Origin of the sequence: Salmonella sp. WC3, from assembly GCF_042932255.1 — a bacterium.
GTDB lineage: Bacteria > Pseudomonadota > Gammaproteobacteria > Enterobacterales > Enterobacteriaceae > Salmonella > Salmonella enterica.
In genome coordinates, this window is the sequence record NZ_CP170629.1 from 4,184,428 (window position 1) to 4,206,333 (window position 21,906).

Sequence of the window (21,906 nt, forward strand, 5' to 3'; positions counted from 1 at the left end):
ATAAACCAAAGCAGAGGTCTGCATTCAGGCCTCTGCTTTTCTCACAATAATTTTACCATTCAGCTTATTCGTCGTTCTTTGAAACTGAACAATATGGCACCGAAGGAATACAAAAAAGCCGATGACATCTCATCGGCTTTTTTCAACCATGTGACCCGTCCTGAATAGCGTTGACACGTTCCAGACTTAAATCCGGAGAACGTGATGATGACTGAGTTCAAACGCACCCAACGCGATTATCCTCTATCCTTTAAAATAGCCGTCGTTGAGCAGGTCGAAAAAGGCGAGATGACCTATAAACAGGCCCAGCAGCGATATGGCATTCAGGGGCGCTCCACCGTACTTGTCTGGCTGCGTAAATATGGCCGGCTTGACTGGAGACCCGGACTTCCTGACCTGGTGAAGAGGAAACTGCCTGTGGCTCAGACAACTATCCCGCTGACACCCGAGCAAAGAATCAGGGAACTTGAAGAACAGCTTGAGCTGGCAAACCAGAAAGCTGAGTTTTTTGAGTCCGTTATCAACGTCCTGAAAAATGATTACGGGGTAAGTGTTGTAAAAAAGCGGCCCGGCAAGTCCTCACGCAAAGTCAGGCCCCCAAAATAACAGTTACGCGTGCATGTCAGTTCCTGGGGCACAGCAGACAGGCGTGGTACCAGTACAATACAAGATGTAATAAACGGCAGGAGCATCATGCTCAGGTTCTTGATTTTGTTGCCCGTACCCGGTGCCGCCAGCCGCGAATCGGTACGCGTAAACTGCACTATCTGCTGAACATGCAGGCCGATAAAACGCTGAATATCGGACGGGACCGTCTGTTTAATCTGCTGGGTGAATACCGGCTCCTGGTCCCCGTGAAACGGGCATATCACAAAACCACCAACAGCCATCATCGCTTTTACCGGCATCCTAATCTGCTGAAACCCGGCCCTGAACAGGTTACCGCCCTTGAGCCAGAGCAGGTCTGGGTCGCCGATATTACTTACCTTCCACTACGCAGCGGCACGGCCTATCTGAGTCTGGTCACCGATGCCTGCTCCAGAAAAATCGTGGGTTACCATGTCGGGGAAAACCTGCAGACAGAAAATGTGGTAAAGGCGTTCAGGCAGGCTCTGAGGCGGAGAAAAACGACAGGTCCGCTGGTACATCGCTCTGACAGAGGACTGCAATACTGTTCGGTACTTTATCAGTCAGTTCATGAGCGAAACGGAATAACCTTTTCAATGACCGATGGTTACGACTGCTACCAGAATGCGCTGGCTGAGAGAATAAACGGGATACTGAAAAATGAGTTTTTACTCTCGCGTCCTGCAGACCTGGAGCAAGCGCGGGAAATAGTAAAAGAGTCCGTGGCAATTTATAACCATGAACGGCCACACCTGGCCCTGAAATACAAAACGCCCGATGATGTTCATCAGGCGTTTTACAGACAAAAAACTGTCAACCTATATCAGGACTAGTCAATGATCCGTTCGATCAGCTGGCTTTGCGCTCATGCGCCTGGCGGTAAGCCACCAGATCTTCAATCGTGACTACCGCCATATTATGCTGGCCTGCAAACGCGATACACTCCGGCGCGCGCGCCATCGTCCCATCGTCGTTAGTCAACTCGCACAGTACACCTGCAGGTTTAAAACCGGCCAGCGTCATCAGATCGATGGTCGCCTCCGTATGACCGCCGCGCGTCAGCACGCCGCCCGCCTGAGCGCGCAGTGGGAAAACGTGCCCCGGACGGTTAAGATCGGACGGTTTTGCGCCATCCTTAATTGCCGCACGCACCGTAGTGACACGGTCAGCGGCGGAAACGCCGGTGGTCACGCCTTCTGCGGCTTCAATGGTCACGGTAAAACCGGTGCCGTAGGCGCTGGTGTTGTTTTCCACCATCATTGGCAAGTCGAGCTGCTTACGACGATCTTCAGTAATACACAGGCAAACAATACCGCTACCGTGACGAATGGTTAACGCCATCTGTTCTACGGTCATCGTCTCTGCGGGGAAAATCATATCGCCTTCGTTTTCACGATCTTCATCATCAAGCACCATCACACCGCGTCCTTCACGCAGCGCATCCAGTGCAAGTTCAACACGTTCAAAAGGCGTACCAAAAGAGGAAAGTAGCGTCTGATTCATGGTAAAAAAACCTCATTAACATTATGGTTACCAGAATCAGGGCAGTCTTAGGAGTGCCGACAAGCGGCAAAAAAATAACGTGAGCGGGTCCATGCCCGACTGGATCGTTACCCTCTCCCATCCGGACTTTAACCGTCGGCCCCGGAATTACACCGGATCTGCTGACCTTTTCGCTATGGCAAAAAGCGCTCGCGGGCTTTCAACCTGCTCTCCGCGTTCCGTCACGGCGCGCCGTGATGAGAAATGCGTTAAACATCGCTGATTTACCGCCGGTGGGGAATTTCGCCCCGCCCTGAGAATAAGCGGGTTAACTATAACGCTATTGATTACCTTCATCAACGCCTTTACTCCGTATGACGTCACACAATTCTGGTTTATGGCGTCCACATATCGCACTACAATAAGAGCTAACACTTACCAGTTCAGGGAAACCACAATGATTGACCCGAAAAAAATTGAGCAAATCGCACGCCAGGTTCATGAGTCAATGCCGAAAGGTATTCGCGAGTTCGGGGAAGATATCGAGAAAAAAATCCGTCAAACGCTGCAATCTCAGCTGACGCGTCTCGATCTGGTGAGCCGCGAAGAGTTTGATGTCCAGACTCAGGTCTTGCTGCGCACCCGGGAAAAACTGGCGCTGCTGGAGCAACGCCTCAGCGAACTGGAAGCTCGCGACAAACCTGAAGAAGTAAAACCTGCGCCCGCCATCCCGCCAGTCGATCCACAAGAGTAAAAACGTGAACGGGCCTGACGGCCCGCTCATATAAGATCTGAATAATGCCCTGCACCTGTAAAGGGAGCCTGCATTAGTGTTCTAATTCTAACCTTTTCGCCTGAGTCGCCTGCTGGCAGTAAAGCGCGTAACGCTTGCAAAACCAGTCGCGGTGCTCCTCGTCCATATTGCCGGTTACCGCCTGGATATCAACAGGACGCCCCTCCGCCTGCATTCTGGCAAAACTGCGCGCCAGAAAATCGAAATTATTTAATGAATAGACGTTATTGTTGTTCATCAGCATACCCTCCAGTTATTGAATTCTGTTAAGGCTATATGCTTTTTCTAATTTCAGTATTTCCCTATATGTACGGCGGTTTTATACATAACGTGCGCAAATTTAATGCGCAAAATCACAATATTCACCAAAGATAACGACGGATAAATCGCTTTTCGGACTTAAGGAGATATGGGTCACATGATATTGTAACGCAATGAAATAACAAGCATGAAAATTATCACGCGAACCCCCTTCTGAAGGCGGCGACAAGGATAGAAAATATGACCTTATTTGCGGAGTATAACAGCCCCTATCTGTTTGCCATCGCGTTCGTTTTCTTTATCGGCGTGCTGGAGATGATTTCGCTGATTTTTGGCCACTTTCTTTCAGGCGCGCTCGACGCCCATCTCGATCATTATGACGCCCTGTCATCCGGCCCTGCGGGCCAGGCGCTTCATTATCTGAATATTGGACGCGTTCCCGCCCTGGTCGTCCTCTGTCTATTGGCCGGTTATTTCGGCCTCTTCGGTATCCTCATCCAGCATGGCGGGATCATGCTCTGGCAAGCGCCGCTCAGCAATCTGCTGCTGGTCCCGTTGAGCATTGTCCTGTCGGTCTTTGCCGTGCATTACAGCGGAAAAATCCTCGCGCCCTGGCTACCCAGAGATGAAAGCTCCGCCCTCCGGGAAGAGGAATTTATCGGCGGCATGGCGATAATTACCGGCCACGCCGCCGTCGCCGGTACACCTTGCGAAGGAAAATTTACCGATAAGTTCGGCCAGATTCACTATTTACTGCTGGAACCTGAAAAGGGAAAAGAATTTAAAAAAGGAGACAAAGTGCTGATTGTCTGCCGACTTTCCGCAACGCGTTATTTGGCTGAGCGTAACTTCTATGTCTAATTGAGAGGAACTTACATAATGGATGATGTTTTTGGCATATTGCCATCATGGATGTTTACCGCCATCGTTGCGGTTATCGTCTTACTAATTATCGGGATCATTTTTGCTCGCCTCTATCGCCGCGCATCTGCGGAACAGGCGTTTGTCCGTACCGGGCTTGGCGGGCAAAAAGTGGTGATGAGCGGCGGCGCTATTGTGATGCCAATCTTTCACGAAATTATTCCGATCAATATGAATACCCTAAAACTTGAAGTTAGCCGTGCTACCGTCGATAGCCTGATCACCAAAGATCGTATGCGCGTTGACGTGGTCGTTGCTTTCTTCGTGCGTGTAAAACCCTCTGTTGAAGGTATTGCTACCGCCGCACAAACGCTTGGCCAGCGAACGCTGTCGCCGGAAGATCTGCGTATGCTGGTTGAGGATAAATTCGTTGACGCCTTACGCGCTACCGCGGCCCAGATGACGATGCATGAGCTACAGGATACGCGTGAAAACTTCGTTCAGGGCGTACAAAACACCGTTGCGGAAGATTTGTCGAAAAACGGCCTGGAACTGGAAAGCGTCTCATTAACCAACTTTAACCAAACGTCCAAAGAGCATTTCAACCCAAACAACGCCTTTGATGCCGAAGGTCTGACGAAACTGACGCAGGAAACCGAACGCCGCCGTCGTGAACGTAATGAAGTGGAACAGGATGTGGAAGTGGCGGTGCGCGAAAAGAACCGCGACGCGCTTGAACGCAAGCTGGAAATCGAGCAGCAAGAAGCCTTTATGACTCTGGAGCAGGAGCAACAGGTTAAAACCCGCACCGCCGAACAAAACGCCAAAATTGCCGCTTTTGAGGCCGAGCGCCATCGTGAAGCAGAACAGACGCGCATTCTTGCTGAGCGGCAGATCCAGGAGACGGAGATCGAACGTGAGCAAGCAGTACGGTCCAGGAAAGTTGAGGCCGAGCGTGAAGTACGTATTAAAGAGATAGAACAGCAACAGGTGACAGAAATCGCCAACCAGACGAAATCTATCGCCATTGCCGCCAAATCCGAGCAGCAATCGCAAGCGGAAGCGCGCGCCAACGACGCGCTGGCCGATGCGGTTCGCGCCCAGCAAAACGTAGAAACCACCCGCCAGACCGCCGAAGCGGATCGCGCCAAGCAGGTCGCTCTGATCGCCGCGGCGCAGGATGCGGAAACCAAAGCGGTCGAACTGACCGTTCGGGCAAAAGCAGAGAAAGAAGCGGCAGAATTGCAAGCCGCCGCCATCATCGAACTGGCGGAAGCAACGCGTAAAAAAGGTCTGGCGGAAGCCGAAGCGCAACGGGCGCTGAATGACGCTATCAACGTGCTTTCTGACGAACAAACCAGCCTCAAATTTAAACTAGCGCTCTTACAATCGTTGCCTGCTGTTATTGAGAAGTCTGTTGAACCGATGAAATCCATCGACGGCATTAAGATTATTCAGGTCGATGGCCTCAATCGCGGCGCGACGGCGGGCGACGTCGCCGCTGGCGGCGCTAACGGGGGAAACCTGGCGGAACAAGCGTTATCTGCCGCGCTCACCTATCGTACCCAGGCACCGCTGATCGATTCGCTGTTAAACGAGATTGGCATCGCTGGCGGCTCGCTAAAGGCGCTGACCACGCCGTTGGTTTCATCGGCAACGGATGAGATTAATCGCGAAGCAACGATAAAAGAGCAATAACCCCCCGCCATATCTCCTGTCCCTGGTCATAAGACCGGGGATTTTTTTATCTTTTTTCCACCTTGTCTGTACAAAGCGTTATGACCAGCAGGCCATTTTGCGTGGGCGATCCAGTAACGCAAAATCGGCGGGAGAAAGCCCTTGCGCCAGACAGGCACTCACCAACAATCGCGATGTCAGCAAGGGGCTGAAACGGGAAAGCCCCTCCCGAGGAAGGGGCTTTAATAAGGAAAGGGTTATGATGCACCAGGTCATCATACTGATTGTTCTGTTACTGATAAGTTTCGCAGCTTACTAACAGACAATCAGAGGGGGGAGAGATCCCCTCTCACCCTTATTCCTTTACTTTAGGTCGAAAAAAAAGCAGCGTCAACCGCGAGATACGCGTCGAAACAAAATGTCCGACGCGCCTTCAAAATCAGCGCCCGCCGCGTCTGTAACGCCTGATGTCGCGGTTTTACTTCTCGCTCTCGGTCTGGATCTTTTTGATGATATTGGTCGTGGAACAACCATCTTCGAAGTTCAGCACCATGACTTCGCCGCCGTTGGCCCAGACCTCTTCGCTGCCCGCGATCTCTTCCGGCTTATAGTCGCCGCCTTTTACCAGCAGATCCGGCAGAATACCGGCAATCAGTCGTTGCGGCGTATCCTCTTCAAAAGAGACAACCCAGTCGACCGACTCCAGCGCGCCCAGCACGATCATACGCTGTTCGAGCGGATTAACCGGACGGCTTTCGCCTTTCAGGCGTTTAGTCGAGGCGTCACTATTGACCGCAACAATCAGGCGGTCGCCCAATTTGCGCGCGTTCGCCAGATAAGAGACGTGGCCCGCGTGCAGAATATCGAAAACGCCGTTGGTCATGACCACTTTCTCGCCACGCTTACGCGCGCTGGCGACGGCCTGTCTCAACTCCTCTTCGGTCATGACGCCGAAGCCGGTATCCGCGCGTCCGCGCACTGCGTTTTCCAGCTCAATAGGGGAAACCGTTGACGTCCCGAGTTTACCTACCACTACGCCCGCCGCCGCATTGGCGAAATAACACGCCTCTTCCAGGGTATTTCCCGCCGCCAGCGTCGCCGCCAGCACGCCGATCACCGTATCGCCCGCACCGGTAACATCATAAACTTCCTGCGCCTGCGTCGGCATATGTAGCGGCGCTTTATTCGGTTGCAGCAGCGTCATTCCCTGTTCGGAACGCGTGACCAACAGCGCGGAAAGGTCGTAATCGGCAATGAGTTTCATGCCACGTTCAACCAGTTCGTCTTCGCTTTTACATTTCCCCGCGACCGCCTCAAATTCAGAAAGGTTTGGCGTCAGCAGCGTGGCGCCGCGGTAACGTTCAAAATCCGTTCCTTTCGGATCGATGAGCACCGGCACGCCCGCCTGGCGCGCCAGGGAAATCATAGTCTGCACGCTGGTCAGAGCGCCTTTGGCATAATCGGACAATACCAGCGCGCCGATCGATCCCAGCGCCTGGTTGATACGCTCATGCAACGGCTGCGGGTCCACCCCCTCAAAGCCTTCTTCAAAATCAAGACGAATGAGCTGCTGATTACGTGATAGCACGCGCAGTTTGGTAATCGTCGGATGCGTCGGCACCGAGACGAAGTCGCACTTCACATTGACCTCCGCCAACGTTTTGCTCAGCGCGCGCGCGGCGTCATCAATACCCGTCAGGCCGACCAGACGGGCGTTCGCTCCCAGAGACGCAATGTTCATCGCCACGTTCGCCGCGCCGCCCGGACGTTCCTCAACGGTATTTACCTTAACCACGGGCACCGGCGCTTCCGGTGAAATACGGCAAGTGGGGCCATACCAATAGCGATCCAGCATTACATCACCCACAACCATGACGCCTGCACGTTCAAACGCTGGCAGATTTACTTTCATTCCTGTCTCCTGAGAGATTCAAAATTTGCGCGCGATAATAGCATAATTCAAACGGCTACCAGCCACTTCCGCCAGCTTGCCTGCACCAGCGCGCGCTCTTTGCTAAAACACGTCTGCGCCACATGACCGGGAAGCTCCTGCAACGCCAGGTGGTGCAGTTCATCACGCAGTGTGGTGTAGGCTACCGTCAGCGCCTGCGCCTCGTGTTCATCCATAATGCCGTTTTGCGCCAGAAGCTCCAGGATGCGCACGTTATCAGACCAGCGCGTTAATTTAGGTTTTTCATGAGCGTAGCGCAGTACCAGATATTGCGCGATAAACTCAATATCCGTAATACCGCCTTCATCAGCTTTAATATCAAAACGATCACGATGCTTATTGCCGAGATGCGCCCGCATTTTCTCGCGCATTTCACGCACTTCAGTCTGCAATGTCTTGCCGTCGCGCGCCGTCGTCATGATAGTGCGGCGTACCGCATCAAACTGTGAGGTAAGCTGCGGGTCGCCATATACCACGCGAGCGCGTACCAACGCCTGATGTTCCCAGGTCCAGGCTTCATGCTGCTGATAATCGGCAAACGCGTCCGCTGAAGTCACCAGCATTCCCGCCGCGCCAGAGGGGCGTAGACGCGCATCCACCTCATACAAAATGCCGGAGGAGGTGCGCGTACTGAACAGATGCATAATGCGCTGCGCCAGGCGCAGATAAAACTGCCGCCCGTCGATTTCGCGTTCGCCGTTGGTCATGACGTCCATCGGACAGTCATGCAGGAAGATGAGATCCAGATCGGAACTGTAGCCCAGCTCCCATCCGCCCAACTTGCCATAACCGACAACCGCAAACCCCCGCCCCTGGCGCTCGTCCAGATGCGCTGGCTGACCATAACGCGCAACCATTTGCGTCCACGCCTGCTGCACCACAGCATCAATCATCGCCTCCGCCAGCCATGTGAGGTGATCGCTCACTTTCATCACCGGCAGCGTACCGGCAATATCCGCCGCCGCAATCCGCAAAAGCTGTGCCTGTTTAAACTGGCGTAATGCCTCCAGTTGTTGTTCTTCGTCTTCTTCCGGCACGCGCAGTAAATATTGACGTAATTCGTCGCGGTAAGCGTCGGTAGCCGTCGGCTGATAAAGCGTGCCGGGGTCGAGCAGTTCATCAAGCAACAACGGATAACGCGCCAATTGGCTCGCTATCATTGGCGAAGCGGCGCAGAGCATAATCAGGTGTTTCAGCGCGCCGGGAAATTCGCTCAGCAGCTCCAGATAGGTGGTGCGAGTGACAATCCCCGCCAGCAACGGCGTTATCCGCGATAGCGTAACAGCGGCGTCTTCGCGAGAACAGACATCAGCAAGCAGGTGCGGCATCAGTTGGTCCAGCACTTGCCGCCCGCGCGGGCCGATAGGGCGTTTATCCAGTTCCTTACGGAAGTCAGCGATGAGGGTCAGAACCTGTCGCCGATCCTCATCGGCTAAATGCGCCAGCACTGGCGTCGAATCATCCTCCTGTAGCGCATCCTGCCATACTTCACGCCACGGCTCTGAACGTTCTTCCTCCTGCGGGGTATCGGCTTCATCATCGCCAATTAATTCGTTGAATACGCGGCGTACATTAGCCATATGATCCGTCAGTTCGCCAACAAGCTGCGGCCAGTTCTCCGCCTTCATTCCCCAGGCCAGCCGCGCCCGATTCAGATCGTCGGCAGGCAACGTTTGCGTCTGTTCGTCATTGATGCTTTGCAGCAGATTCTCCAGACGACGTAGAAAAAGATAGGCCACGCGCAGTTGCGCCACGTCATTCTCAGGCAGCAAATGCAGCGCAGCGATAGCATCCAGCGTTGGCAGTAACGAACGCGACTGTAGCGACGGCTCGCGTCCGCCGCGGATGAGCTGGAATACCTGCACGATAAACTCAATTTCACGAATACCGCCCGCGCCAAGTTTAATGTTGTCTTTCAAACCGCGGCGTCGCACTTCGCGGGCGATCATCCCTTTCATATTACGTAGCGACTGGATGACGCTGAAATCGATATAGCGGCGAAAAACGAAAGGCCGCAGCATGGCGCGTAATTCACGAGACCAGGCGTCGTCGTTATCGCCCATTAGCCGCGCTTTCACCATGGCGTAGCGTTCCCAGTCGCGTCCTTGCTCCTGATAGTAATCCTCCAGCGCGGCAAAACTCAGTACCAGCGGGCCGCTGTCGCCAAACGGTCGCAGGCGCATGTCCACCCGATAGACAAAACCATCCATTGTGGGCTGATCCAGCGCTTTGATCAGCCGCTGCCCGAGACGCGTAAAAAACTGGGCGTTATCGAGTTCACGACGCCCGCCCCGGGTCTCGCCATGTTCCGGCCAGGCGAAAATCAGATCGATATCAGACGAAAAATTCAGTTCGCCGCCGCCCAGCTTGCCCATGCCTAAAATCAACAGCGGCTGCGGAACGCCCTGCGGGTTACAGGGGGTTCCCCATTCGCGGCAACAGGCGGCATACAGCCAGTCGCGCGCCCCCACAATGAGCGTCTCCGCCAGATGGCTCAACTGTTGTAAAATAGTCTCATCGTCCACCAGCGACAGCGTCTGCGCCCAGGCGATGCGTACCATGATGCGACGACGAAAAAACCTCAGTTCACGCATCAGCGAGGCGTCGTCACAGACACCTGCCAACGCCTCCTGTAACCAGCCAGCATAATGTCGCCATTCATCAGCCTGCGGCGATGCGGATTCCAGTTCGGCAAGCCACTCCGGATGCGCTATCACGCTATCCAGCGCAAAATCGCTAAATGTAAGTACTGACTTCGCCTGCACGCTAAGCGATGTCTCAGTAAATCCTTCTGGTAGGCGCTCAACAACGGTCTGCCAGTACTGCGATAAGGGTGAAGAGAGCGGCGTCATTTAGGGGATATCCTTTAAATAATGCCGGATGGCGGCGTTTCGCCTGACCCGGCCTACAAGTCCGCATACCGTAAGCCTGATAAGCGCAGCGTCATCAGGCGCTTTCTACGGTTCTGATTATCGTTTTCCGCTGTGCAACCAGAACGGCTGCTGGTTAATGGCCTCATTACGGAAATGTTCAATTTCAATACGTTGCCCGGTAATAATAGCGTGACGCAATCCCTGCCAGTTCTCCAGCCATGCCTGCGCGATCATCGCATCATAATACCCAGCCAGCAGTAAAACGCTGTCGATATCGCGAGTCAAACGCGGCAACTGGTCGCGATACTTATCACCCAGCGGTTGTCCAAAAACTTTTTTTAATTCAGCAGCATGACGAGAAAGATGAATGTCGGCGAAACGCTTAAAAGAATCGGCCATTTTGGCCTGCGCCTTCGCGTCCAGAAATGGCTGCCAGGCTTTCGTCACCAGCCATTCCGTCAATGCCAGTTTCGCCATCGCCGTTTGCGTACTATAAACGGCTGTGACGGCGGACACCGCGGATGTCATCGTCGCTTCCGCCAGGGTAAGTAGATCACGTAAGTGAGCGCTCGCTTTACGCGGAACAATGCCACCAAAAAGCATTAAGGCATGGCGCACTAATCCCATAGCATCCAGCACGTGTTCTTTCGCCGACTCGTCGCCGCGCAGCCAGAGCTCTTCATGGTACTGCCACTGTGACAACGCCAGATCCAGCGAGGCCTCCAGCCCTTGCTCTACCGTGGCTTTCGCGGCAGTCCGCAGAATTGCCGTTGGTGTATTCTCTCGCGGCGCATTCCCCTGCGCCAGGTGATAACCTCGCGCCGCCTTACTCAGACTGCCCTGACGCAAACCGGTTTGCGACAGCAGTTGCTTCGCCAGTTTTAACACGGCGCGCGTATCGCCGCGAAGCAACTCAAGCTCCAGCTCACAAATCGGTTCGGCAAACTCGCCCGCTTTTACGTCGCCGAGATCGAGCGCAATTTCAATCCTGCTGCCGTCAACGTCCAGACACCATTTTTCCCGGTAAAAATCGGTACTGAACAGCGGCTGTACGCTTGATGCCAGGCCGACAGGCAGTTTGCCATCCGGCCAGACCTCCGCCGGAAGTTGCGTCAGATCCAGCACGGGTTCGCTTAGCGCAACATTGTATTCGGGTCGCTGGTGCAGCCCGCCCGTTACCCGGCCGGCAATTTTCATGGTCATTTCATAGCGCCCATTTTCACCACGAATACGCAGCCCCATATCATGGCGGCGTAGCCAGTTATCAGGCGTTTCGAAGTAGATATTCAGCAACTGGCTGGGCGCATGATGCTCGCCGCCGAGCGTATGAAGATGATTTCGCAGCGCATCTACGGCGTCGTGATTGACGATAAACTTTAATTCGATTTCCTGAGCCATGGCCTTGTACTTATGGGTTATGTCACATCTGGGAAGATTCTTGGCGAACTTACCCGCATTATTTTTGTCAGTAGATAGTATTTTGCGCCAAATTGCCATGCAACGAGCAATTTGACGGGCGTAAAAGTTTGACGTAGCGGCAAAGGCGACACAGATGATTCCGATTGATGTCGACTACTTTGCGTAGCGACACTGATGCCGTTACTATCGTTCCACTTTCTCTGACAATAACGACAGCCTGATGCCAAAATTACGCCTGATTGGACTAACTTTACTTGCGCTTAGCGCCACCGCCGTCTCTCATGCTGAAGAGACGCGTTACGTTTCTGATGAACTGAATACCTGGGTCCGCAGCGGTCCGGGAGATAATTATCGCCTTGTGGGTACCGTCAACGCCGGCGAGGAAGTCACGCTCTTACAGAGCGATGCCAACTATGGTCAAATTAAAGACAGTTCTGGTCGTACTGCCTGGATACCGTTAAAAGAACTGAATACCACGCCAAGCCTGCGTACCCGCGTGCCGGATCTGGAAAATCAGGTCAAAACGTTGACCGATAAACTCAACAATATTGATACCACGTGGAATCAGCGCACCGCCGATATGCAGCAGAAAGTGGCGCAAAGCGACAGCGTCATCAACGGGCTAAAAGAAGAGAACCAGAAGCTGAAAAACGAGCTGATTGTCGCGCAGAAAAAAGTTAGCGCCGCGAATCTGCAACTGGATGACAAACAGCGCACCATTATTATGCAGTGGTTTATGTATGGCGGCGGCGTATTGGGTATTGGCTTGCTGTTAGGGCTGGTGCTGCCGCATATGATCCCAAGCCGTAAACGCAAAGACCGCTGGATGAACTAAATCGCCTTCTCTGCGGCACTGTCTTATCATTAGAGGATGATCGTTTTTAAAAGGAAAGTGGCGTGAAGATTTATCTGGTCGGTGGTGCGGTTCGGGATGCGTTGTTAGGGCTACCGGTTAAAGATAAAGATTGGGTCGTTGTCGGCGCCACGCCGCAGGAGATGCTTGATGCGGGCTACCAGCAGGTAGGCCGTGATTTTCCTGTGTTTCTCCATCCGCAAACTCACGAAGAATACGCGCTGGCGCGTACTGAGCGTAAATCCGGTTCCGGCTACACGGGCTTCACCTGTTATGCCGCGCCGGACGTTACCCTGGAAGCCGATCTCCAGCGTCGCGATCTGACCATTAATGCTCTGGCGCGCGACGATGACGGCCAGATTATCGACCCTTACCACGGGCGCCGGGATCTGGAGGCGCGTCTACTGCGCCATGTCTCTCCCGCGTTTGGCGAAGATCCCTTGCGCGTATTGCGCGTGGCGCGTTTTGCCGCCCGTTACGCTCATCTTAGTTTCCGTATCGCCGATGAAACACTGGCGCTAATGCGCGAAATGACCGCGGCAGGCGAGCTGGAACATCTGACGCCGGAACGGGTATGGAAAGAGACGGAAAATGCGCTTACCACCCGCAATCCGCAGGTTTACTTCCAGGTATTGCGCGACTGCGGCGCCCTGCGCGTCCTGTTTCCGGAAATCGACGCCCTGTTTGGCGTGCCCGCGCCGGCAAAGTGGCATCCGGAAATTGATACCGGAGTTCATACGTTGATGACGCTGTCGATGGCCGCCATGCTCAGTCCGCAGCTTGATGTCCGTTTCGCCACGCTTTGTCATGATGTGGGCAAAGGCTTAACGCCGAAAAACCTCTGGCCACGCCATCATGGCCACGGCCCGGCGGGCGTGAAACTGGTCGAACAGTTATGCCAGCGTTTGCGCGTCCCCAATGACCTGCGTGATTTAGCTAAACTGGTCGCCGAGTACCACGATCTGATCCACACCTTTCCGATACTCCAGCCGAAAACGATCGTTAAGCTGTTTGACGCCATTGATGCATGGCGTAAACCGCAGCGCGTCGAGCAGATTGCGCTGACCAGCGAGGCCGATGTCCGTGGACGTACCGGCTTTGAAGCGTCGGATTACCCGCAGGGGCGCTGGCTGCGCGAAGCCTGGCAGGTAGCGCAGGCGGTACCGACTAAAGAGGTGGTGGAGGCCGGATTTAAGGGCATCGAGATTCGCGAGGAGCTGACCAAGCGACGAATTGCAGCGGTCGCCAACTGGAAAGAGAAGCGCTGCCCGAACCCCGCCAGCTAAACGCCATCCGGCACGATAAATTGCCTGATGGCGCTGCACTTATCAGACCGACAAAACAGTTAGGCCGGACAAGGCGGTACGCCGCCATCCGGCAGGTCAATCATCAGAAGAAAACAACGTAAACGGCAGCCGCCACCACAAAGCGGTAAATCGCAAACGGAATAAACGAGATACGCTTAATCAGTTGCAGGAAGGTCTTGATGGCGATCAGCGCCACCACAAACGCCGTCACAAAGCCCACTGCGAACATCGGAATATCCGCTGCGGTCAGGAATGACCAACTTTTGTAGAGATCCAGAACCGTTGCGCCCATCATCATCGGCACAGCCAGTAAGAACGAGAACTCAGAGGCGGCGTAACGGCTGACGCCCATCAGCATCCCACCGGAAATGGTCGCTCCGGAACGCGAGAAGCCCGGCCACAGCGCCAGACACTGGAAACAGCCAATCATAAACGCCTGACGATACGTCATATCATCCAGCCCCGGCGCGCGCGGTTCTTTCGGCTTCAGGCACTCGGCGGCAATCAGCAACAGACCGCCTACCACCAGCGCGTACATCACGTTAATCGGGTTAAATAGCGACTTGATCGTGTCATGAAAGACTAACCCCAGCACCACCGCCGGAATCATGCCCAGCAGGATGTGAATCAACGTTAATCGACCTTTACTTTCACCTTCACGCTGTAGCGGGCGGCCAAAGTGAATACCGATGAGGCCAAACAACCGCCGCCAGAACATCACCACGACCGCCAGAATAGATCCAAGTTGAATCACCACTTCGAATGTCTTGGCCGTATCGCCTTCAAACCCCAGCAGATGACCCACAATAATCATATGGCCCGTGCTGGATACCGGCAAAAACTCCGTCAATCCTTCGACCACACCCAAAATTGCCGCTATCAGCAGCGAGTGCATATCGCTCATCAATAAACCCCTAAAATGAAAAACACTGCAAAAATGGATCTCGCGTTAAGACCCCATATATAACCGTTTGGTTTAAAAAATATAAAATTATTTATTTTTATTTCAGATTATTGCCACGCTCAATAATTACCCCTACGTTCGCCGCGCGCGCGACGGCGCCAGGCTTGCTCAGTTTGATGCGAACCCACGGAGAATTGAATCGGCTAAGCAGCAGATCCGCCACCTCTTCCGCCACGCGCTCGACCAGAGCAAAACGCCCGCCTTCGACATGATTTCTCACCGTGTCGGCGATATCCGCGTAACTTAGACAATCTGCGACATCATCGCTTTTCGCCGACTTGCGGTTATCCCATGCCATTTCGATATCGAACACCAGTTTTTGCTCGATAGTCTGTTCCCAGTCGTAAACACCGATAGTGGTGATTACCGAAAGTTGCTCTATAAATACAATATCCATCACGACCTGCCTGCTTTTTGGCTAACCCGGATACCACTTCCGGCGAAATGTGCGTATTATCCACAGAAATAGTAAATAAAACGACACTTTCAATACGGAACAGCTTATGAGTGCAATCGCGCCTGGAATGATCCTCTTCGCGTACCTCTGCGGCTCAATTTCCAGTGCCATTCTGGTTTGCCGCATCGCCGGGCTGCCCGATCCGCGAGAAAGCGGCTCCGGCAACCCGGGCGCGACGAACGTATTACGAATCGGTGGCAAGGGAGCGGCTGTCGCGGTACTTATTTTTGACATCCTTAAAGGCATGTTGCCCGTCTGGGGCGCGTATGCGTTAGGCGTTACCCCTTTCTGGCTTGGGCTTATCGCTATCGCCGCCTGTCTGGGGCATATCTGGCCGGTCTTTTTTGGCTTTAAAGGCGGGAAAGGCGTAGCAACCGCGTTTGGCGCCATTGCGCCCATCGGCTGGGATTTAACCGGCGTCATGGCTGGCACCTGGCTGCTGACGGTCCTGTTAAGCGGTTATTCATCGTTAGGGGCGATTGTCAGCGCCTTGATTGCGCCGTTTTACGTCTGGTGGTTTAAACCGCAGTTCACCTTCCCGGTATCGATGCTGTCATGTCTCATTTTGCTGCGCCATCATGACAACATCCAGCGTCTGTGGCGTCGCCAGGAGACGAAAATCTGGACGAAGCTGAAAAAGAAACGCCAGAAAGATTGAGCTGGAACTGCGTCTGGAAGAGGGCCTCAACCGTCTGGGGATCGGCTCACAAGGGTTGACCGGCAATAGCTTGGTGATGGGCGTACATATCGAATCCGCCGCGCGTCCCCCTTCCACCATTGGCGTGGTTAGGCGCGATTTTCGGCCTGATCTTCCTGGTGCTGCTGATCGTCTCCAGGCTGTTGTGGATGCCCGTCGTTTTGCTGTAAACCCGTTGGGGCGGCATGATGTCGCCCCCTTTCTCCGCTTTTACGCCGCCGGCAGCTCGGCCAGCGGCCAGCGCGGACGTACCGTTACGCCAAGATCCGCCGTAACGCCCGCCTTAAACCGCACCATTCCGGCATAGGCGATCATCGCCCCGTTGTCAGTACAAAACTCCGGACGCGCATAGAACACTTCGCCGCGGCGTTTTTGCATCATTTCGGCAAGCTTCGCACGCAGCGTGCGGTTAGCGCTGACGCCGCCCGCCATGACCAGACGCTTAAAACCGGTGCTTTCCAGCGCGCGCTTGCACTTGATCATCAGCGTATCCACGACCGCATCTTCAAAAGCGCGCGCGATATCAGCGCGAGTTTGTTCGTCGCCGCCATTACTACGAATGGTGTTAGCGGCAAAGGTTTTCAGACCGGAAAAACTAAAATCCAGCCCCGGGCGATCGGTCATCGGGCGCGGAAAGACAAAACGTCCCGCCGTCCCCTGCGACGCCATTTTCGACAGCATCGGGCCACCAGGATAATCCAGCCCCAACAATTTGGCAGTTTTATCAAACGCTTCGCCGGCGGCATCGTCAATCGACTCGCCCTGCAGTTCGTACTGACCAATTCCGGTCACGCTAATGAGCTGCGTATGTCCGCCGGAGACCAGCAGCGCCACAAACGGGAAATCCGGGGGATTATCTTCCAGCATCGGCGCCAGCAGATGCCCTTCCATATGGTGTACAGGAATGGCCGGCACATTCCAGGCAAATGCCAGCGAACGCCCGACGGTTGCGCCGACCAGCAGCGCGCCGACCAGGCCCGGGCCTGCGGTATAGGCCACCGCGTCGATATCGCTCGCCGTCAGACCGGCTTCTTTTAATGCCGCCTGAATCAGCGGCACGGTTTTACGCACATGATCGCGGGAAGCCAGTTCAGGCACTACGCCGCCGTAGTCAGCATGTAATTTCACCTGACTATACAATTGGTTGGCTAACAGACCCTTTTTGTCGTCGTAAATAGCGATGCCGGTTTCATCGCAGGATGTTTCAATACCCAGTACACGCATGACTTGTTTTACCTCGCTCTAATACCGCGCAGTGTAGGTCGAATGCGGGTGGATGTATACCCTCAGTCCCGACTTCGTGTATACTCCCTCACCTTATAAAAGTCCCGTTCAAAAAAGGCCGCGGTGCTTTACAAAGCAGCAGCAATTGCAGTAAAATTCCGCACCATTTTGAAATAAGCTGGCGTTGATGCCAGCGGCAAACCGAATTAATCAAAGGTGAGAGGCACATGCCGGTAATTAAAGTACGTGAAAACGAGCCGTTCGACGTAGCTCTGCGTCGCTTCAAGCGTTCCTGCGAAAAAGCAGGTGTTCTGGCGGAAGTTCGTCGTCGTGAGTTCTATGAAAAACCGACGACCGAACGTAAGCGCGCTAAAGCTTCTGCAGTGAAACGTCACGCGAAGAAACTGGCTCGCGAAAACGCACGCCGTACTCGTCTGTACTAATCTTTTGAGAGCGGGCTGCTCTCAATTCAGATCGAGTTGTAGTTGTAAGGCCGTGCTTCCGAAAGGAATGCGCGGCTTGTTTTCGTTTATGCATTAGCATATACACAAAATCATTCATGCTGCGTCCAGGCGGCAAGAGAGCAAGTCCCGGCGCTTACGCAAGTCAGCGACAGGGGTGAGCAAACGTAGCCAACACTACGGCAGCCTGAAGAATGACGTGTATAAAAGGGGCATATGGCTGGACGAATCCCACGCGTATTCATTAATGACCTGCTGGCGAGAACCGATATCGTCGATCTGATCGACGTGCGCGTAAAACTCAAGAAACAGGGCAAGAACTATCACGCGTGTTGTCCATTCCATAATGAGAAAACCCCTTCTTTCACCGTAAACGGTGAAAAACAGTTTTATCACTGCTTTGGATGCGGCGCGCATGGCAATGCGATCGACTTTTTGATGAATTACGACAAGCTCGAATTTGTCGAAACCGTCGAAGAATTAGCGGCCATGCATAACCTGGAAATTCCCTATGAAGCAGGCACCGGGCTTAGCCAGATAGAGCGCCATCAACGGCAAAACCTCTATCAGTTGATGAATGGTCTGAATGACTTTTATCAGCAGTCGCTTACCCATCCTGCGGCAAAACCTGCGCGTGACTATCTGCAAAAGCGCGGTCTGAGCGCTGAAATTATTCAGCGTTTCGCCATTGGCTTCGCGCCGCCTGGTTGGGATAACGCGTTAAAGCGCTTCGGTAATAACAGCGATAACAAGGCATTGTTGCTGGATGCCGGAATGCTGGTCAATAACGAGCAGGGCAGCACTTACGATCGTTTCCGTAATCGGGTCATGTTCCCTATTCGGGACAAACGCGGCAGGGTGATTGGTTTTGGCGGTCGAGTACTGGGGAACGACACGCCGAAATACCTTAACTCTCCGGAAACGGACATTTTCCATAAAGGCCGCCAGCTATATGGTCTTTATGAGGCTCAGCAATATAGTGCTGAACCGCAACGCTTGCTTGTGGTCGAAGGTTATATGGATGTCGTCGCACTAGCGCAATACGACATTAACTATGCGGTCGCTTCGCTGGGTACCTCAACCACGGCAGACCATATGCATATGTTATTCCGGGCGACGAACAACGTGATTTGCTGTTACGACGGCGACCGGGCTGGCCGTGATGCCGCCTGGAGAGCGCTGGAAACAGCAATGCCTTATATGACCGACGGTCGGCAGGTACGCTTTATGTTTTTACCTGACGGCGAAGACCCGGATACGCTGGTGCGTAAAGAAGGCAAGGCGGCTTTTGAAGCGCGGATGGAGCAGGCGCAGCCGCTCTCTACGTTTCTGTTTAATAGCCTCCTGCCGCAGGTGGATTTAAGCTCGCCGGATGGCAGCACGCAGTTAGCCGCGCTGGCGCTGCCGCTCATTAATCAGGTGCCTGGCGACGCGCACCGTATTCAGCTGCGCCAGACGTTGGGGCTGAAGTTAGGCATTTTCGATGATAGTCAGCTTGATCGTTTAGTGCCAAAACAGGCGGAAAGCGGCGTTTCCCGCCCGGCTCCGCAGCTAAAACGCACGACCATGCGTATACTGATAGGATTACTGGTGCAAAATCCGGATCTCGCGCCGTTAGTGCCGCCCTTAGACGCGCTGGATCAGAATAAGCTGCCTGGACTTGGCTTATTTAAAGAATTGGTCAAAACTTGTTTGGCTCAGCCAGGTCTTACTACCGGACAACTTCTGGAACTCTACCGTGGCACAAATGATGCTGCGACCCTTGAAAAATTATCGATGTGGGACGATATAGCAGACAAGGCGATTGCCGAAAAGACCTTTACCGACTCACTCAACCATATGTTTGATTCGCTGCTGCAACTGCGACAAGAAGAGCTGATCGCTCGCGATCGCACTCACGGTTTAAGCAACGAAGAACGCCGAGAGCTCTGGACGTTAAACCAGGAGCTGGCCAGAAAATGAATTTAACGGCTTAAATGCCGCATATCGATCGGGAAGCCCCCGACAGCCGCAGTGAGAGGCAGCGGCCAAAATATAAGTATGCCCTCGCTTTAAATGTCGACAGCTATACCGTCGACACCAATCAAACGAATAAGTGTGGATACCGTCTTATGGAGCAAAACCCGCAGTCACAGCTGAAACTTCTTGTCACCCGTGGTAAGGAGCAAGGCTATCTGACCTATGCTGAGGTCAATGACCATCTGCCGGAAGATATCGTCGATTCAGATCAAATTGAAGATATCATCCAAATGATCAACGACATGGGTATTCAGGTAATGGAAGAAGCGCCTGATGCCGATGATCTGCTGCTGGCTGAAAATACCACCAGCACCGATGAAGATGCGGAAGAAGCTGCTGCACAAGTTCTGTCCAGTGTTGAGTCTGAAATCGGTCGTACGACTGACCCGGTACGCATGTATATGCGTGAAATGGGCACTGTTGAACTGTTGACCCGGGAAGGCGAAATCGACATCGCTAAACGTATCGAAGACGGGATCAACCAGGTTCAATGCTCCGTTGCCGAATACCCGGAAGCCATTACCTATCTGCTGGAACAGTACGATCGCGTTGAGGCTGAAGAGGCTCGTTTGTCCGATCTTATCACCGGCTTTGTCGATCCGAACGCGGAAGAAGAGATGGCGCCGACCGCAACTCACGTCGGTTCTGAACTCTCCCAGGAAGACCTGGATGATGACGAAGACGAAGATGAAGAAGACGGCGACGATGACGACAACAGCATTGACCCTGAACTGGCACGCGAAAAATTCGCTGAGCTGCGCGCGCAATACGTCGTTACGCGCGACACCATCAAAGCGAAAGGCCGCAGCCATGCTGCCGCGCAGGAAGAGATTCTGAAGCTGTCTGAAGTGTTCAAACAGTTCCGTCTGGTACCGAAGCAATTCGACTATCTGGTCAACAGTATGCGCGTGATGATGGATCGCGTGCGTACCCAGGAACGTCTGATCATGAAGCTCTGCGTCGAGCAGTGCAAAATGCCGAAGAAGAACTTTATCACGCTGTTTACCGGTAACGAAACCAGCGAAACCTGGTTCAACGCCGCTATCGCGATGAACAAACCGTGGTCGGAAAAACTGCACGATGTCGCGGAAGAAGTGCAACGCTGTCTGCAAAAACTGCGGCAGATTGAAGAAGAGACCGGTCTGACCATCGAACAGGTGAAAGACATCAACCGTCGAATGTCCATCGGGGAAGCGAAAGCCCGCCGTGCGAAGAAAGAGATGGTTGAAGCGAACTTACGTCTGGTTATTTCTATCGCTAAGAAATACACCAACCGTGGCTTGCAGTTCCTTGATCTGATTCAGGAAGGCAACATCGGTCTGATGAAAGCGGTAGATAAGTTTGAATACCGTCGCGGCTACAAGTTCTCCACCTATGCAACCTGGTGGATCCGTCAGGCGATCACCCGTTCTATCGCGGATCAGGCGCGCACCATCCGTATTCCGGTGCATATGATTGAGACCATCAACAAGCTCAACCGTATTTCTCGCCAGATGCTGCAAGAGATGGGCCGCGAGCCAACGCCGGAAGAGCTGGCTGAACGGATGCTGATGCCGGAAGATAAAATTCGTAAGGTGCTGAAGATTGCCAAAGAGCCAATCTCCATGGAAACGCCGATCGGCGACGATGAAGATTCGCATCTGGGTGATTTCATCGAGGATACCACCCTCGAGCTGCCGCTGGACTCTGCCACTACCGAGAGCCTGCGTGCCGCCACTCACGACGTTTTGGCTGGCCTGACCGCTCGTGAAGCGAAAGTGCTGCGTATGCGTTTCGGTATCGATATGAACACCGACCACACGCTGGAAGAAGTGGGTAAACAGTTCGATGTTACCCGCGAACGTATCCGTCAGATCGAAGCGAAGGCGCTGCGTAAACTGCGCCACCCGAGCCGTTCTGAAGTGCTGCGCAGCTTCCTCGACGATTAATTCGCCCCACACGTATAAACGCCGCCGCAAGGCGGCGTTTTTTTATCAGGCC

General features: G+C 53.7%; 19 protein-coding genes, 2 pseudogenes and 1 riboswitch. Of the genes and pseudogenes, 13 read left to right on the forward strand and 8 right to left on the reverse strand.

Annotated elements, in window-relative coordinates:
* The first annotated feature begins 204 nt into the window (after positions 1 to 204).
* A protein-coding gene (locus ACFK9X_RS20460; protein WP_151117527.1) for an IS3-like element ISSen1 family transposase occupies positions 205 to 1,460 on the forward strand; the annotation gives its coding sequence in 2 pieces (ribosomal slippage) (positions 205 to 556 and positions 556 to 1,460; 1,257 coding nt in all).
* A gap of 16 nt (positions 1,461 to 1,476) precedes the next feature.
* On the opposite strand, the gene ribB is transcribed toward ACFK9X_RS20460, so the two are convergent.
* Complete coding sequence (ribB, locus tag ACFK9X_RS20465) at positions 1,477 to 2,130, reverse strand: 3,4-dihydroxy-2-butanone-4-phosphate synthase (RefSeq protein WP_001076978.1); 654 nt, start codon at positions 2,128 to 2,130, stop codon at positions 1,477 to 1,479.
* 105 nt (positions 2,131 to 2,235) lie between these two features.
* A riboswitch (FMN riboswitch) is annotated at positions 2,236 to 2,434 on the reverse strand.
* 132 nt (positions 2,435 to 2,566) lie between these two features.
* Between ribB and ubiK the strand changes: the two genes are divergently transcribed.
* Positions 2,567 to 2,863 carry a ubiquinone biosynthesis accessory factor UbiK gene (gene ubiK / locus ACFK9X_RS20470; protein WP_000566824.1) on the forward strand — a complete coding sequence of 99 codons (297 nt, stop codon included), beginning with the start codon at positions 2,567 to 2,569 and terminating at the stop codon, positions 2,861 to 2,863.
* A gap of 73 nt (positions 2,864 to 2,936) precedes the next feature.
* On the opposite strand, the gene glgS is transcribed toward ubiK, so the two are convergent.
* Positions 2,937 to 3,146 carry a cell surface composition regulator GlgS gene (gene glgS, locus ACFK9X_RS20475; RefSeq protein ID WP_000928927.1) on the reverse strand — a complete coding sequence of 70 codons (210 nt, stop codon included), beginning with the start codon at positions 3,144 to 3,146 and terminating at the stop codon, positions 2,937 to 2,939.
* 257 nt (positions 3,147 to 3,403) lie between these two features.
* On the opposite strand from glgS, the gene ACFK9X_RS20480 reads away from it, so the two are divergent.
* The 3 genes from ACFK9X_RS20480 (at position 3,404) to ACFK9X_RS20490 (ending at position 6,020) form a co-directional block, all read left to right on the forward strand.
* Entirely contained in the window at positions 3,404 to 4,024 is a 621-nt protein-coding gene (locus tag ACFK9X_RS20480) for an OB-fold-containig protein (protein ID WP_000171738.1), read from the forward strand.
* Positions 4,025 to 4,042: 18 nt separating this feature from the next.
* The gene (locus ACFK9X_RS20485; protein WP_000342878.1) at positions 4,043 to 5,722 is read left to right on the forward strand and encodes a flotillin family protein; all 1,680 of its coding nucleotides are present in this window, start codon (positions 4,043 to 4,045) and stop codon (positions 5,720 to 5,722) included.
* Between the two features lie 238 nt (positions 5,723 to 5,960).
* Complete coding sequence (locus tag ACFK9X_RS20490) at positions 5,961 to 6,020, forward strand: type I toxin-antitoxin system Ibs family toxin (RefSeq protein WP_001804776.1); 60 nt, start codon at positions 5,961 to 5,963, stop codon at positions 6,018 to 6,020.
* A gap of 159 nt (positions 6,021 to 6,179) precedes the next feature.
* Here ACFK9X_RS20490 and hldE read toward each other — a convergent pair whose 3' ends face one another.
* The 3 genes from hldE to ACFK9X_RS20505 form a co-directional block, all read right to left on the reverse strand.
* Positions 6,180 to 7,613 (reverse strand): bifunctional D-glycero-beta-D-manno-heptose-7-phosphate kinase/D-glycero-beta-D-manno-heptose 1-phosphate adenylyltransferase HldE, encoded by a 1,434-nt coding sequence (gene hldE / locus ACFK9X_RS20495; protein ID WP_000867682.1) that lies wholly within the window; start codon positions 7,611 to 7,613, stop codon positions 6,180 to 6,182.
* Positions 7,614 to 7,660: 47 nt separating this feature from the next.
* The gene (glnE, locus tag ACFK9X_RS20500) at positions 7,661 to 10,504 is read right to left on the reverse strand and encodes a bifunctional [glutamate--ammonia ligase]-adenylyl-L-tyrosine phosphorylase/[glutamate--ammonia-ligase] adenylyltransferase (RefSeq protein WP_000188306.1); all 2,844 of its coding nucleotides are present in this window, start codon (positions 10,502 to 10,504) and stop codon (positions 7,661 to 7,663) included.
* A 117-nt stretch (positions 10,505 to 10,621) separates the two neighbouring features.
* Complete coding sequence (locus ACFK9X_RS20505) at positions 10,622 to 11,923, reverse strand: inorganic triphosphatase (RefSeq protein ID WP_151117552.1); 1,302 nt, start codon at positions 11,921 to 11,923, stop codon at positions 10,622 to 10,624.
* A gap of 241 nt (positions 11,924 to 12,164) precedes the next feature.
* Between ACFK9X_RS20505 and ACFK9X_RS20510 the strand changes: the two genes are divergently transcribed.
* The 3 genes and pseudogenes from ACFK9X_RS20510 to ACFK9X_RS20520 all read left to right on the forward strand — a co-directional run.
* On the forward strand, positions 12,165 to 12,779 hold the full coding sequence (locus tag ACFK9X_RS20510) for a TIGR04211 family SH3 domain-containing protein (protein WP_001125344.1): 615 nt from the start codon (positions 12,165 to 12,167) through the stop codon (positions 12,777 to 12,779).
* A gap of 62 nt (positions 12,780 to 12,841) precedes the next feature.
* Positions 12,842 to 14,083: a multifunctional CCA addition/repair protein gene (locus ACFK9X_RS20515; RefSeq protein ID WP_000708450.1), complete on the forward strand. Its 1,242-nt coding sequence runs from the start codon at positions 12,842 to 12,844 to the stop codon at positions 14,081 to 14,083.
* Positions 14,084 to 14,103: 20 nt separating this feature from the next.
* Positions 14,104 to 14,188: pseudogene (locus ACFK9X_RS20520) on the forward strand (hypothetical protein); the annotation flags it as partial.
* Here the strand turns inward: ACFK9X_RS20520 and bacA are convergent.
* Together bacA and folB are read right to left on the reverse strand one after the other, a co-directional pair.
* Positions 14,187 to 15,008, reverse strand: coding sequence for an undecaprenyl-diphosphate phosphatase (bacA, locus tag ACFK9X_RS20525; RefSeq protein ID WP_001281933.1), 822 nt, complete (start codon positions 15,006 to 15,008; stop codon positions 14,187 to 14,189). The pseudogene ACFK9X_RS20520 and the gene bacA overlap by 2 nt on opposite strands.
* Before the next feature lie 97 nt (positions 15,009 to 15,105).
* A complete protein-coding gene (gene folB / locus ACFK9X_RS20530; protein WP_023195111.1) occupies positions 15,106 to 15,465 on the reverse strand; it encodes a bifunctional dihydroneopterin aldolase/7,8-dihydroneopterin epimerase in 360 nt (119 codons plus the stop codon).
* A gap of 106 nt (positions 15,466 to 15,571) precedes the next feature.
* Between folB and plsY the strand changes: the two genes are divergently transcribed.
* On the forward strand, positions 15,572 to 16,183 hold the full coding sequence (gene plsY / locus ACFK9X_RS20535) for a glycerol-3-phosphate 1-O-acyltransferase PlsY (protein WP_001272784.1): 612 nt from the start codon (positions 15,572 to 15,574) through the stop codon (positions 16,181 to 16,183).
* Positions 16,167 to 16,310: pseudogene (locus ACFK9X_RS20540) on the forward strand (fumarate hydratase); the annotation flags it as partial. The gene plsY and the pseudogene ACFK9X_RS20540, both read left to right, overlap by 17 nt.
* A 122-nt stretch (positions 16,311 to 16,432) precedes the next feature.
* Here ACFK9X_RS20540 and tsaD read toward each other — a convergent pair.
* Positions 16,433 to 17,446, reverse strand: a complete 1,014-nt coding sequence (gene tsaD, locus ACFK9X_RS20545; protein WP_151117554.1) for a tRNA (adenosine(37)-N6)-threonylcarbamoyltransferase complex transferase subunit TsaD — start codon at positions 17,444 to 17,446, stop codon at positions 16,433 to 16,435.
* Positions 17,447 to 17,673: 227 nt separating this feature from the next.
* Between tsaD and rpsU the strand changes: the two genes are divergently transcribed.
* From rpsU to rpoD, 3 genes are all read left to right on the forward strand, one after another.
* Positions 17,674 to 17,889 carry a 30S ribosomal protein S21 gene (gene rpsU / locus ACFK9X_RS20550; RefSeq protein ID WP_001144069.1) on the forward strand — a complete coding sequence of 72 codons (216 nt, stop codon included), beginning with the start codon at positions 17,674 to 17,676 and terminating at the stop codon, positions 17,887 to 17,889.
* A gap of 234 nt (positions 17,890 to 18,123) precedes the next feature.
* A complete protein-coding gene (dnaG, locus tag ACFK9X_RS20555; protein ID WP_023236995.1) occupies positions 18,124 to 19,869 on the forward strand; it encodes a DNA primase in 1,746 nt (581 codons plus the stop codon).
* Positions 19,870 to 20,018: 149 nt separating this feature from the next.
* Entirely contained in the window at positions 20,019 to 21,854 is a 1,836-nt protein-coding gene (rpoD, locus tag ACFK9X_RS20560; RefSeq protein ID WP_139328060.1) for an RNA polymerase sigma factor RpoD, read from the forward strand.
* The last annotated feature ends 52 nt before the right edge of the window (positions 21,855 to 21,906 follow it).